Genomic DNA, 12,743 nt, shown 5'->3' with positions numbered 1-12,743 from the left:
TCTCGCATGGCGAGGCAGGCGAACTGACAGCCCTTCTTTGGGCTGCTCCGAGCTGGACAAATGCGCCCGGAAGTCGGCTCCTCAGGGTCGGCCAGGGAAGCGCAGTTCCTTGAAAACTAAAGACACGATCGTGCGGGACCGACGCGAGGGCAGCGGTCGCGGAAGGCACCTAGGGGGCTCAGGCCCGCCGGGGAGTTGAACCACCGCGACACGTGCTCTCCCCCTACGCAGTGGCATGCCGCTCCTTCGGGGGCGTGGGGAGATGCAGCGGAGTCCCAACGCACGTGGCGGATATGAGAAGACCGTCCCCGCGGCGACCGGGTGATGTCGCCGGCGGCAGCGAGCCACGCAGCACCCCGTCCTGGGGTGCGCCGCCCTGCTGGTGCTGAGCAGAGAGAGGCGCCGGACCAGGCCCGAGAGACCTGATGCCCGTAGGACGGGCAACCCCAACAAGCAGCCCCATCAGGGGCTTTGACCTGAGGAGCCCCATGGGCATGCCCCAGATCTGTATCCAGCCCCGCCGCTGACAGCGGGCGGGGCTCACCGCTTCCGATCGCTTCACCAGCGATCACGGTTCCCGGCGCGCGCCGGCCGCTCTCGCGGCGGCGGTTCGCGTCGGGTTCCGCGGCTGCTCGTGACTCGACGAGTGGCTGGGCCCGCGTAAGGCGGGCCGCCGCGCTCCCGGCCAAGGTAGGCGCGGCGGCCCTGCGGGCTCACCCCCCGATTGGACGAGGTGAACCCATGAAACTCATTGTTGCAGGCCACAAGGCCGCGACCCCCGAGGAATTCGCGGAACTGGCCTTCGGCACCGGCACCGACTTCGGCTTCGGCGTCGACACCGAGCTGTTCGACGGCACCACCGACACCTCCACCGAGGACCGGCTGGCCCGCCTCGACGCCGCGCGGGAGATCCTCCGGGACCTGCCCGCCCCGGCGGCCCGGTTCGCGTCCGCCCTGATGCGCACCGCCGAGCGCCGCTGGGTGCTGACCTGGAAGGCGGCCGCCTGATGATCCGCCGCCTGTACCTCACCGGCACCCGCGCCCCGCACCGGACCGCCCTCCCGCTGGCCACCCGGCTCGCCGAGTACCGGCCGAACCCGAACGGCGCCCTGCCCGGTGCCGCCTGCGCCGGCGCCGACCCCGACCTGTTCCACCCGGAGCCCGACGAGGACACCGAGATCACGGAGGAGGCGACCGCGGCGGCCTGGTGGGCCGAGCGGCGCGCCAAGATGCTCTGCGCCGGCTGCCCGGTCCGGCTGCTCTGCCTCGACGGCGCGCTCCAGCGCCACGAGAAGCACGGCATCCTCGGCGGGCTGACCGCCGCCGAGCGGGACGCGCTGCACCAGCGCCGCCTCCGCGCCGCCGCCCGTACGCGCCGCGCCCTCGGGGGTGCCGCGTGACGGCCGGGCCCGCGCTCACGATGCTCACGTCCGCTCACGGCCCGCTCACGGTGCCCTCTCCGCTCCCCGGGCGGTGGTCGTCGTGAAGGTGCCGATGAGTCAGGAACAGATCCGCTCGGCCGAGAAGGCCTTGGCCGTGGGCACGTGGACGATCACGCTGGGCGCGGTCCTCTACAGCGTGCTCACGGTGACCCCGCTCATGTCCCACCACACCCCGAAGGACTGGGGGTGGACGGCTCCGATCCTGCCGCTGGTCGTGGACGCGGCGGTAGTGATCGTGGTCCGGATGGACAGCACGCTCGCCCGCCTGGACGGCGACGGCGGCCGGTGGCCGGTCGTGCTGCGCTGGATGACCGGCGCCATGACGGTGCTGCTCAACGTGGGTCAGTCCGCCCTGGACCGCGACAAGGTCGGGGTGGCGGTCCACTCGGTGGCGCCGCTGCTGCTGATCGTCACGGCGGAAACCTCCCTCGCCTACCGGCGGGCGATCGCCGCCGCGCTGGCCGCGCGAGCGGCCCGTGAGCGCGATGAGCGGGCCGAGCGCGAGCGGCGTCAGGAGGAGCGCCGGAAGCAGGAACGCGAGGACCGGCTGGCTGACTTCGCCCGGGCCGAGCAGCGTGACCGTGAGCGCCATGAGCGCGAGCAGCAGACGGCCCGCGAGCAGCGTGAGCACGAGCAGCGCATGGCCCGCGAACAGCGGGACGAGCAGGCCCGCCGGGACGCCGCCGAGCGCGACGACCGGCAGCGCCGGCAGGACGCCGAGCGGCGTGATCGTGAACGCCGTGAGCGCGAGGTGAGCGAGCGTGAGCGCCGTGAGCGCGAGCGTGAGCAGGACGCCGGTCGGGAGATCGAGCGGCTGAGGAAGGACCTCCTCGCCGAGCCCGCGGTGAAGGAGCGGCTGCCCGAGGAGCAGGCCCGGTTGAAGGTCCAGGACTGCGTCGTGGCCCGGCTCCCGCAGCGCCGGGCTGCCGATCTAACCGGCTGGTCCGCCGGATGGATCGCCAGCCGCTACCAGGAACTGCGCTCCACCGAGCCCCCCGCCCTGCACGCCGTCCGCTCCACCGAAGAGACCACCAACCCCACCGAGGAGCAGGCATCGTGACCACCACCGACACCAACGCCGACCAGGTCAACGCCGCCGCCGCGCTGCTGGCCATCCTCACCGCACACCGGAACCTGCCCGCCCCGGACGTCCACGTGAAGTTGATGATGGTCCCGGGCACCCACGAGTGGGCGTGGGGGTTGTACATCGCCCTGCACTTCGGCCTCCACCAGTTCGAGCAGTGGCGGGCCGCCCTCGGCCTCGACCCGATCGCCATTGAGCAGGAGCGCCACGGCACCACCGGGTGGCTGATCGCCACCGGCGCCCACTGTGGTGTCCCGGTCGAGCTGTACGGCTTCTACGCCCTCGCCCCGGGCGACGAGCGGTGAGCCGCCCGCGGCACTGGGACCCGGCCGGCGCCCGTCACGGCGGCACCCCGACCTACCCGTGGCGTATGGCCCCGCGTGGCCTCTTCACCCGCCGGCAGCTCCGCGCCAAGGGCCTGCGTCCCGGTGGACAGGACGTCGTCGCGCAGATCATGTGGCGCTCCCGTCGCAGCAAGACCGGCGCCCGGGTCGCCTACCTCTACCGGCTCGACCGGGCCAAGCCGGTGCGGCCGATGACCCCCGCGAAGGCCGCGGCCTTGGCCAAGGCCAACGCCGCCCGCCGCACCTGCCCCGTCTGCGGCCGGGACGCCGGCTACGTCCTTCCCGCGCACCTCGGCACCTGCCTGACCTGCGCTACCGCGCTCGCCGCCTGACTCCAGGGAGACCTGCTATGAGCACTGCTCGCACCTTCCGCGCCACCCACGCCGACAGGCTCGCCCTTGACCTGCCCACCGGCCGGGTGCGCGTCTTCGTCGACCCCGCCGCCACGGCCATCACCGTCCACCTCACCACCGACGACGACCACGGCCCCGCCGCCGACGCCGTCAACCGGGCCCGGATGTCGGAGGGCCGCAACACCGTGAGCATCGACGTCCCGCACGTCGACACCGGCCTCGCCCTCGTCGGCGGCCGCGGCAACACCGTGATCCAGTCCTTCGGGACCGTCACCGGCAACGTCACCGGAATGACGATCATCAACGGCCGGATCGTCACCGGCGGCAGTGTCCACCACATCGGCGCCAGCCCGGTCACCGCCATCGTGCTCCTGCCGGCCGCCGCTCTCGGCATCGCGCTCAAGACGGTCTCCGCCGACCTCGACGCCACCGGCCACCTGGGCGTCGTGTCCGTCACCTCCACCTCCGGCGACGTGCACCTGGACTCCGTGGACATCCTGTCGGCCACCACGATCTCCGGCGACGTCACCGCCCAGCGCACCGGCACCGACGCCGAGATCCGCACCACCTCCGGAGACGTGCACATCGCCGTCCACGAGGGCCACACCGCCACCGTCACCACCGTCTCCGGCGACGTCCGACTCACCGCCGGCACCCGCGCCACCGGCAGCGTGTCCGTGCGCACGGTCTCCGGCGACATCGGCCTGACCGGCGCCGGTCGCCTCGACGTCACCGCCCGCACCATCTCCGGCCGCAAGAACCAGCGCTGAGGGGCCCGGACATGGCTGTCACCGAGATCACCGTCACCTCGTTCGGCTACCTGCACGGCGCCCCGCCCGAGGCGCACCTGACCCTCGACCTGCGCCGCCACTTCCGTGACCCGCACGTCGACCCGACCCTGCGCGACCTCACGGCGAACGACCTGCCGGTCCGCGGGGCGGTCCTGACGACCCCGGGTATCCGGGAGCTGATCGTCGCGACCGCGCTGCTGGCCGACGCCTACGAGGCCGGGCCGGCCGAGGCGCCGCTGACCATCGCGGTCGGCTGCGCGGGCGGCCGCCACCGCGCCGCGACCGTCGCCATGGCCCTGGCCCGGCGCCTGTCCAAGACCGGCATCCCCGTCGACCTCGTGCACCGCGACCTCGACAAGCCCGTGCACGAGCGCACCGCCGACGGCGACGCCGTCACCCCGGCCCGCGGCTGACGGCTGCCTGTCCTCGCCCGGCCCATCTGGGGTCGGGCGGGGGCGGGGAGCCGGGACAGTCCCGGCCCGCAGGGGAGGCACCGCAATGAGCGTGAACACCACGTCGCCGAACAGCGGCGCGAACAACGCCGGCGGCAACAACAACCGCAACGGCTTCGGCTCCGGGGCGACGTTCGCCCCCGGGATCAGCATCAACCTCAACAAGACCACCAACGGTGGCGGTGGCGGCGCCCCGCGGCCGGGCGCCGCTGCGAACCCCGGCACCGGCGTGGACCGCACCTCGCCCCTGGTCCTGCCGGAGCCCGCGTTCTACTCGGCCGCCGACGTGCGCTCCTACTGCGAGGCGCTGCGCGCGTTCGCCGCCTACTCCGCGATCGAGGTGGAGGTGGGGGCCGAGATCCTCAAGGCCGCGCTGGAGCAGGCCCCGCCCGTCCCGGGCGACCACGGGTTCCGGGCGAAGATGCGCGCCCGCGCCGTCGCCAAGAAGGTCTCCAAGGCCGCCGACGCCCTGGCCGACGCGGCCAAGGACGCGGCCGGCGCCTGGGCGGCCTTCCAGCGCGAGTACGCCGACGTCATGACCCCCCGCCCCGCGCAGCAGCAGCGGCGCCCGTTCCAGTTCTGAGAGGAAGCCCGCCATGTCGAAGAAGGACGTCGACCCTGACCAGCAGCACCGGGAGAACCTGGAAGGGGCCAGCACGGGGCGGGGCATCGCCGCGTGGCTGGCGCACCGGGCTAAGCCCTACACGCCGCCGTGGATCCTGACCGGCATGGTCGGGATCGCCGGGTCCGCCGGGTCCCTGGAGTGGCAGGGCTCGGCGGCGGCCGGCGTCGGTCTCACCCTGGGCTCCGTCGCCCTGACTGGCATGACCTGGTGGGCGGGCAAGCGCACGGGCCCGCAGCGGCGTCTGCACTCGGCCGTGACGGTGGCCGCGGCTTCGGCGTGGGTGACCGGGGCCGCGCTCGCCGGGCCGACGGCCGGGCCGCTGCCGGACGCCTTCCTGATGGGCGGCCCGGTCGTGGCCCTGTCCTGGAACATCCGCCAGGTCATGCGCCGCAACCCCGACGCCGTCCAGGCCGCCGACAACGCCGACGGCTCGCTGCTGGAGAAGGTCAAGCTCGCCGGAGCGAAGATCCGCAAGGCCGAAGTCGAACCGAACCGCGTCACCGCCGAACTCACCCTCCCCGCTGGGGAGATGACCAACGAGGACGTCACCCGGGCGCTGCCGAACATCGCGTCGGGCCTGGACGTCGCCCCGACCGCCGTGCGCTACCTGCCCGACCCCGACTCCGCCCGGCGCGGTGAGCTGGTCGTGGTGCCCCGCGACATGCTCGCCGAGGTGGTCGAGTGGGAGATGCCCACCAACGTGGGTGGGTCGATCGCCGAGCCGCTGGTCATCGGCCGCTACGACGACGGCTCCCCGCTCATGCTGTGGCTGCCCGGCGACCCGGAGGCCGGCCGCAACAGCACCCACCTGCTGATCTGCGGCATGTCCGGCTCCGGCAAGGGCGACGGCGCGCTGAACGTCCTGACCGAGATCATGGGCCGCCGGGACGTCATCGTCTGGCTGTCTGACCCCAAGGCCTTCCAGGACTTCGGCCCGCTGCGGCCCGGCCTGGACTGGGCCGTCGAAGGCGGCGCCCCGACCGAGACCATGGTCACCGCCATGCAGGCCGCCATCCCCGCCCGTACCCGCTGGCTCGGCGCCCACGGCTACCGCCAGTGGACGCCGGCCGCCGCCGAGCAGCAGTCCGATCCGGCGCACTCCTGCCAGAAGGGCCGCGCCTGCGGCTGCCCCGGGATGCCGTTCCTGGTCGCCTGGTACGAGGAAGCGGCGAACACCCTGCGGTTCATGGGGGAGGACGCGTTCACCGGCGCCGCCCAGGAAGCCCGCTCCGCCGGGATCGCGCTGGTCATCAGCCTCCAGCGGCCCAGTCACGACCAGATGTCCACCAGCACCCGGGCCAGCCTGCCCAGCGCGCTCGCGTTCGGTCTGGACGCCCGGGACGAGGGCATGGCCCTGCCCGGCCCGGTCCTGGACGCCGGCGCCCGCCCCGGTGCCTGGGCCAACCGCCGCCCCGGCTACTGCTACCTCGTCACCCCCGGCGTCGAAGAGCAGCGCTACAGCTCCCCCGGCCGCACCTTCCGCTTCACCGGCAAGGCCGCCCGCGTCATGGAGCAGCTCGCCGCCTGGTCGGTGCGCAACGGCGCCAAGGTCGACCCCGTCACCGCGAAGGCCGCCGCCGCCACCGCCGGCAAGGCCTACACCGACCGCCACCAGGGCGCCACCGACGAGGACGAGGACAGCGTGTACGCCACCCCGGACAACGACGGCAGTGACGACGTCGACGGGCGGGTGGACCCGGAGGACGCCGACCTGGACCCGCAGGCCGAACTCCCCCCGGTCCCCGACAGCATGGCCGGCATCGCCTTCGGCCCCGAGTCGACCGCCCCGGACTTCACCCCCGAAGAGGCCCGGGCCGCCATGGACGCCATCGTGGCCGCCTTCGAGCAGGCCGGCGTGATGGTGATCGGCCCCAAGGACGTCATGCAGCAGGCCGCCCAGTTCGGCCGCTCCCGCCCGTGGGTCTCCGGGGAGTTCCGCCGACTCGTGGACGAAGGCCGTCTCGTGGCCACCGCGAAGGGCGGCCGGTACCGGATCGTCCCCACCCCGGCGCTGGTCTGACACCCCCTGACACCTGACACCCCCTGACACCCATTCCCCTAGGCAGACGGGGTGTCAGACGGCCCTTGACACCGTCTGACACCCCGCTCTGACGCCTGCCCTGACACCTCCTGACGGGAGACGCACCGTGGACCACACCGCCCCGCAGCCCGCCGTCCCCACGGTGCTCTACACCCCGGACGGCACCCCCTACTACGCCCACCAGCCCGCCCCCGCGCCCCTCGCCCTCTACCACCCGCCCACCCCGCTCCCCGCGCCGATCCACCACCCCGGGCTCACCTACCTGCCCGCCCCGGTGGCCCCCGCCCCGCTCCCGGCGCCGGTCGCCGTTCCGGCCCGGGACGTGTGGCCCGCCCGCCTGCTCGCCGGCGGCATCGGCATCGGCACCGGAGGACTCGGACTCGGCTTCCTGCTCCAGACCCTCGCCGCCGCCACCACCGGGCTCGGCCTGCTCGTCGCCGCCCTCGGCGTCCTCTACCTGCTCAAGAACAGCGGCGGGGGCAGCCGCGGCGGCGGGGGCGCCGTGAACGTGAGCGTCAACGTCACCAACCGCAACCGCTGACCTGGGGAGACTCGCATGGCCCTGCGCCTGACCTGCTACACCCTGCCCCGGCTCGAACTCTGGCTGATCGACACCCCCCATCGGCGGTGCCCCCAGTGCGGGGGCGACGGCTGGTGGACCAACGGCTTCGACGACGAGACCGGCGAGCACCCGGACGCCGAGTACGTCAACTGCGGCTGCTGGAACCCCGACCGGCGCAGCTGCCTGCTCGTCGTCCCGTCCTGGGCCGCCCGCTACTGGCCCGGCTGGACCCCGCCCGACACCGAAACCTACTGACCTGCGGTGGGCAGCCACCTCGACTGGCGCGACGCCCGCCACTACGACCGCACCGGCGACCGCCCCTGTCGCTGGTGCGGACGCCCCACCCCGCTGCGGGACGACCGGCGCAGGCCCTCCCACAAGGTCTGTGCCGAGAACGCAGCGAACGACAACGGCGGCCCCCTTCCGCCAAGAACCGGGGCCGCCGCCGATCCAGCACCTCAAGAGAACTGGAGGCGTCCAGCATGACCCATCTGCCCCCGATCCGGGGAGAGCACCTTCTCGCCGCCCTCGCCTTGGCGGCCGCCGGCGTGCCCGCGATGCCGCTGCGGGCCGGGAAGGTGCCGTTCGGCAACTGCCGGCGCTGCACCGGCAACGCGTGCGGCGGCCGGCCGAACATGAAGACCACCGGCCCCTGTACCTGCCCGACGCCGTGCCACGGCTGGGCCGCCGCCACCGCGGACCCCGACGTCCTCACCTCCCCCGCCTGGGCGCGGGCGTGGCGCGAGGCAGCGGCGGTCGCCTACCACCCCGGCGGGGTCGGGTGGACCGTCGTCGACCTCGACAACGCCGACGCCATCACCTGGGCCCGCGAGAACCTGCCCGCCACGCGAACCGTGCCCACCACTCGGGGCGAGCACTGGCTCTACCAGGGCACCATGCCCTCCGCCAACGCGGTCCGGCCCGGCGTGGACATCAAGTCGCTGATGTCCTACGCCCGTTGGCTCGGCCCCGGCACCGGCACCATGACGGCCCGGCCGGACGCCGTCCGCGACCTGGTCGTGAAGACGCCCGCAGTCGTCCGGCCCGTGGCCGCCGCCGTGCCCGCACTGGCCGACGGCGGGGCGTGCCCGCACCGCACCCCGGCGTATCTGAACCGCGGAATCGCCATGGCCGAGCAGCGCATCACCGAGGCGGCCAGTGCTGTGCACGCCACGGTGTTCGCGACGTTCCTCGCCGTGCTCTCCACCCACGGCCGCTGCGGGTGCCTGACCGAGGCACACACGGAGCGGCTGTTCGCCGCCGCGCAGGCCAAGGGAGAGTCGCCCCGGCACTGCGCCGACGCCTGGGCCAACGCGCTCGTCAGGCTGGGGATGTAGCCGTGGCCGAGGACGAGAAGACCCCGGCGCGTGAGGTCGTCGCCGACTACGCCCGCCAGCACTTCCGGTACTTCCGCACCGCCGACGGCGCCGTGTACGCCCAGCGCACCGGCCACCCCGTGGCCCGGCCGATCCGCTCCCAGGGCACCACCGGCAGCCACCGCCAGGAACTCATGGCCGGCCTGTTCAAGGACGGGCGCGGCGTCTTCAACGGCACCGCCATCAAGGAGGCGTTGGACTTGATCGAAGCACTCGCACTGACCGAGGACGTCCAGCCCGTCCACATCCGGGTCGCCCCCGGCTTCGACGGGGCGACCTGGCTCGACCTCGGGCGCGCCGACGGCCAGTCCGTGCGCATCCACCCCACCGGCTGGGACATCACCGTCCCGGACCCGCGTGAGGTGTGCTGGAAGCGCACCCAGCTCACCGGCGAGCTCCCGCTGCCCGCCCGGGACACCGACGGCAAGGGCATCGACCTGCTGCTGCGGCTGACGAACTTCGCCGACGCGGCGACCGAGTGCCTGGCCATCGCCTGGCTGATCGGTTGCCTGGGGCCGTCCGTGCCCGTGCCCGCCCCGTTCCTCACCGGCCCCCAGGGCGCCGGCAAGTCCACCGGCGGCCGGATGCTGGTGCGGATCATCGAGGGGATGAGCGGGGACCTGCGCCGGGCCCCGAAAGGCGAGGAGGACCTCATCGCCGCCGTGGCGGCCGGATGGGTCACCGCCCTGGACAACCTGAGCCACATGGGCCCGGACCTGTCCGACGCCATGTGCTGCATCGTCACCGGAGCCGAGTCCGTCAAGCGCGCCCTGTTCACCGACGGGGACGTCCACCGCTCCGCCTACCGCCGGCCCCTGCTGCTGACCGGCATCGACGTCGGAGTCATCCGGCCCGACCTCGCGGAGCGCCTCCTGCCCCTGCGGCTGGAGCGCCCCCGGATCCGGCGCACCGAGGCGGAGCTGTGGGCGGAGTACGCCGAGGTGCTGCCCGTCGTCCTCGGGTCCCTGCTCGACCTCACGGTCAAGGTCCGCGCCGCCGAAGCCGAGACCCCGACCGACCTGCGCATGGCCGACTTCGCGCACCTGTGCGCGCAGCTCGACGCCGCGACCGGCTTCGGATCGCTGGCCGCCTACCGGGCCAGCCTGGACGACCTCAACGACGACGTCATCGAAGGCGACCTGTTGGCGCAGACCGTCCTCCAGCACGCCGAGACCATCGCCCCGGGACGGGCGCAGCGCATGTCCTCCACGGAGTGGCTGCAGTGCCTCAGCCGCCTCTACAGCGGCGACGAGCTGCGTCCCGTGCCCAAGGGCTGGCCGACCACCGGCAAGGTGCTGTCCGACCGGCTCAAGCGCTTGCAGCCCACCCTCGCGGCCCGGGGCGTCCTCATCGACTCCGGCCGTACGAAGGAGAGCCGCTACCTCGAAATGGCCCGACCGGCCGCCCCCGTCGAGCACGAGCAGACCCGGCTGCTCTGACCGCTCCAAACAAGCAAGAAGAGCACCCGGCTCCGTCCCGGACGGGTGCTCTTCTTGCTGTTCGGCGAAGCCGCCCAAGGGTCGCGCCGCGCAGCGGCTCCTTCTTCACGCCCTAAGGCACGCCTAACTACATCAACAGCCCCCTTCTTTTCCTAAGTAGGAAGACGCTGCGTCACCTGCGTCACACGGCCTCGGAAACGGCCCCTGACCTGCGCCGAAGAGGGTGACGCAGACGACGGCCGCTGCGTCATCCTGCGTCACCTGCGTCATCGCATGACGCAGGTGATGACGCACCGGTGACGCAGACCCCGCCCGCTACGTCACGCAAAACCGCAGGTCACAGGCTCGAATGACGCAGATGACGCGATGACGCAGAAATCCCCACCTCGGACAAACACGCCCCGCATCCCGATCACGATCGGCGCCACCAAACACCGCAGCTGCTGACCAGGGCGATCGAGCCCCAAGGAAGGAACCACCGTGACCGTGCCTGCCACCACGATTCGCCCGGTTCTGCTGACCGCCGAGGAGGCCGCGAAGATGCTCCACATCGGGCGCTCGACGCTCTACCAACTCCTGGCGGAGAAGGAGTTGACGTCCATCAAGATCGGACGCTCCCGCCGCATCCGGCCGGCCGACGTCGAGGCGTACATCGAGCGCCAGGCCGCCAACGCCGCCTGATCCGCACCGACCACCCGTCGAGGGCATCCGGCAGCGCGCCGGGTGCCCTCGACCCGTTTCAGGAGCACCACTTGAGCGAGCGCAAGACCCGCCTGCCCAACATGGAATCGACCATCTACCAGGGCGCGGACGGCCGTTGGCACGGCCGCGTGACCATGGGCGTGAAGGCGGACGGAAGTCCCGACCGGCGCCACCGCAGCGCGAAGACCGAGCCCGAAGTGCGGCGCAAGGTAAAGAAGTTGGAGGCCGACCGCGATGCAGGACAGGTGGCGGCCGCCGGCCGGGCGCCGACGGTTGAGCAGTGGATGACCACCTACCTGACCACGATCGCGAACCAGCGGTTGAAGCCGCGCAGCCTGGACGACTACTGGTCGAAGACCCGGAACCACATCATCCCCGGCATCGGGAAGCACCGACTGGACCGGTTGCTGCCGGAGCACCTGGATGAGCTGTACGGGCAGCTCCGCACCGAGGGCCGCGCCGGATCGCACATCCTCAAGGTGCATCGGATCATCTCCCGCGCGCTGAAAATCGCCCACCGCCGCGGGAAGGTCGCCCGCAACGTCGCCACCCTGGTGGACTCCCCCACGGTGGAGGAGACGGACGCGAACCCGTTCACCCAGGAGGAGGCCCGGCGCTTCCTCGTCGCCGCGATGAAGCGCCCGACCCGCGTCCGCTGGGTGATCGGCGTCGGCCAGGGGCTGCGCCAGGGTGAGGCGTTGGGCCTGCGCTGGAAGTACGTCGACGAGGACGCCGGGCAGATGGACACGTCCTGGCAGCTCCAGCGGCTGAAGTGGCGCCACGGGTGCGACGACCCGCACGCGTGCGGCGAGCGGCTGCACCGGGACGCGTGCGAGCCCGGGTGCACCAAGCACCGCCGCTACACGCGCGGGTGCCCGAAGCCCTGCCCTCCGAAGTGCGACCGGCACGCCAGCACCTGCCCGAAGCGGCACGGCGGCGGCCTCGCCTTCACCCGCCCGAAGACCAAGGGCAGCCGGCGCACGACCCCCTTGCTGCCGCCACTGATCCCGCTGCTGCGCGAGCAGCGCCAGCAGCAGGACGAGTGGAAGGCGGCGGCCGGCGAGGAGTGGCAGGACTACGGACTCGTGACGTGCCGCCCCGACGGCCAGCCGGTCGACCCCCACGCCGACTGGGAGGAGTTCAAGGAGCTGCTGGCCGAGGCCGGGATCGAGGACCGGCGCCAGCACGACGGCAGCCGCCACTCCGCCGGGACGATCCTCAACGAGCTGGGGGTGGACCCGTTCACCATCATGGAGATCCTCGGCCACTCTCAGATCAGCATGACCCGCCGCTACGTCAAGACGACCACTCCGACGACCCGTGAGGCGGCCCGGCGAATGGGTAACGCGCTCTGGCCCCAACCGGCCGAAAGTGAGACCACAACTGAGACCACGAACACCAGGGCGGCCCGCGCGCGACGGCGGCGACGGATGCAGTAAAGGCAAAAGCCCCAGGTCACGGCGAGTGAGTCCTGGGGCTTCTACAGAGCCGCCTGCGGGATTCGAACCCGCGACCTACGCATTACGAGTTTG

15 protein-coding genes are annotated in these 12,743 nt (G+C 72.8%); all 15 read left to right on the top strand.

What is annotated here, in order from left to right:
• Positions 1 to 741 precede the first annotated feature (741 nt).
• The 15 genes from ACFWXO_RS42770 to ACFWXO_RS42700 all read left to right on the top strand — a co-directional run bounded on the left by ACFWXO_RS42770 (position 742) and on the right by ACFWXO_RS42700 (position 12,650).
• Entirely contained in the window at positions 742 to 1,008 is a 267-nt protein-coding gene (locus tag ACFWXO_RS42770; RefSeq protein WP_380531974.1) for a hypothetical protein, read from the top strand.
• Positions 1,008 to 1,400 (top strand): WhiB family transcriptional regulator, encoded by a 393-nt coding sequence (locus tag ACFWXO_RS42765; protein WP_380531972.1) that lies wholly within the window; start codon positions 1,008 to 1,010, stop codon positions 1,398 to 1,400. Before ACFWXO_RS42770 ends, ACFWXO_RS42765 begins: the two co-directional genes overlap by 1 nt.
• A 94-nt stretch (positions 1,401 to 1,494) precedes the next feature.
• A complete protein-coding gene (locus ACFWXO_RS42760) occupies positions 1,495 to 2,502 on the top strand; it encodes a DUF2637 domain-containing protein (RefSeq protein WP_380531969.1) in 1,008 nt (335 codons plus the stop codon).
• Positions 2,499 to 2,831: a hypothetical protein gene (locus ACFWXO_RS42755; protein ID WP_380531966.1), complete on the top strand. Its 333-nt coding sequence runs from the start codon at positions 2,499 to 2,501 to the stop codon at positions 2,829 to 2,831. The genes ACFWXO_RS42760 and ACFWXO_RS42755 overlap by 4 nt, the downstream gene beginning before the upstream one ends.
• Positions 2,828 to 3,202, top strand: a complete 375-nt coding sequence (locus tag ACFWXO_RS42750) for an RRQRL motif-containing zinc-binding protein (RefSeq protein ID WP_380531963.1) — start codon at positions 2,828 to 2,830, stop codon at positions 3,200 to 3,202. Before ACFWXO_RS42755 ends, ACFWXO_RS42750 begins: the two co-directional genes overlap by 4 nt.
• Positions 3,203 to 3,219: 17 nt before the next feature.
• A complete protein-coding gene (locus ACFWXO_RS42745) occupies positions 3,220 to 3,993 on the top strand; it encodes a DUF4097 family beta strand repeat-containing protein (RefSeq protein ID WP_380531960.1) in 774 nt (257 codons plus the stop codon).
• Positions 3,994 to 4,004: 11 nt separating this feature from the next.
• Positions 4,005 to 4,427 (top strand): ATPase, encoded by a 423-nt coding sequence (locus ACFWXO_RS42740; RefSeq protein WP_380531957.1) that lies wholly within the window; start codon positions 4,005 to 4,007, stop codon positions 4,425 to 4,427.
• An 85-nt stretch (positions 4,428 to 4,512) separates the two neighbouring features.
• Positions 4,513 to 5,049, top strand: a complete 537-nt coding sequence (gene traA / locus ACFWXO_RS42735; protein WP_380531955.1) for a plasmid transfer protein TraA — start codon at positions 4,513 to 4,515, stop codon at positions 5,047 to 5,049.
• Positions 5,050 to 5,062: 13 nt separating this feature from the next.
• Positions 5,063 to 7,111 (top strand): plasmid transfer protein TraB, encoded by a 2,049-nt coding sequence (traB, locus tag ACFWXO_RS42730; protein WP_380531952.1) that lies wholly within the window; start codon positions 5,063 to 5,065, stop codon positions 7,109 to 7,111.
• 127 nt (positions 7,112 to 7,238) lie between these two features.
• Complete coding sequence (locus ACFWXO_RS42725) at positions 7,239 to 7,673, top strand: hypothetical protein (protein WP_380531949.1); 435 nt, start codon at positions 7,239 to 7,241, stop codon at positions 7,671 to 7,673.
• Positions 7,674 to 7,688: 15 nt separating this feature from the next.
• Positions 7,689 to 7,949, top strand: a complete 261-nt coding sequence (locus ACFWXO_RS42720) for a hypothetical protein (protein WP_380531946.1) — start codon at positions 7,689 to 7,691, stop codon at positions 7,947 to 7,949.
• 227 nt (positions 7,950 to 8,176) lie between these two features.
• Positions 8,177 to 9,031, top strand: coding sequence for a DNA primase (locus tag ACFWXO_RS42715; protein WP_380531943.1), 855 nt, complete (start codon positions 8,177 to 8,179; stop codon positions 9,029 to 9,031).
• Positions 9,032 to 9,033: 2 nt separating this feature from the next.
• Positions 9,034 to 10,509, top strand: a complete 1,476-nt coding sequence (locus tag ACFWXO_RS42710) for an ATP-binding protein (RefSeq protein WP_380531941.1) — start codon at positions 9,034 to 9,036, stop codon at positions 10,507 to 10,509.
• A gap of 480 nt (positions 10,510 to 10,989) precedes the next feature.
• Positions 10,990 to 11,190, top strand: coding sequence for a helix-turn-helix domain-containing protein (locus ACFWXO_RS42705; protein ID WP_380531939.1), 201 nt, complete (start codon positions 10,990 to 10,992; stop codon positions 11,188 to 11,190).
• Between the two features lie 101 nt (positions 11,191 to 11,291).
• Complete coding sequence (locus ACFWXO_RS42700) at positions 11,292 to 12,650, top strand: tyrosine-type recombinase/integrase (protein WP_380531977.1); 1,359 nt, start codon at positions 11,292 to 11,294, stop codon at positions 12,648 to 12,650.
• Positions 12,651 to 12,743 lie beyond the last annotated feature (93 nt).

It is taken from the genome of Kitasatospora sp. NPDC059088, assembly GCF_042738155.1.
Taxonomy (GTDB): domain Bacteria; phylum Actinomycetota; class Actinomycetes; order Streptomycetales; family Streptomycetaceae; genus Kitasatospora.
The sequence above is the reverse complement of the archived record's forward strand: the minus strand, read 5'-3'. Positions and strand labels throughout refer to the sequence as shown.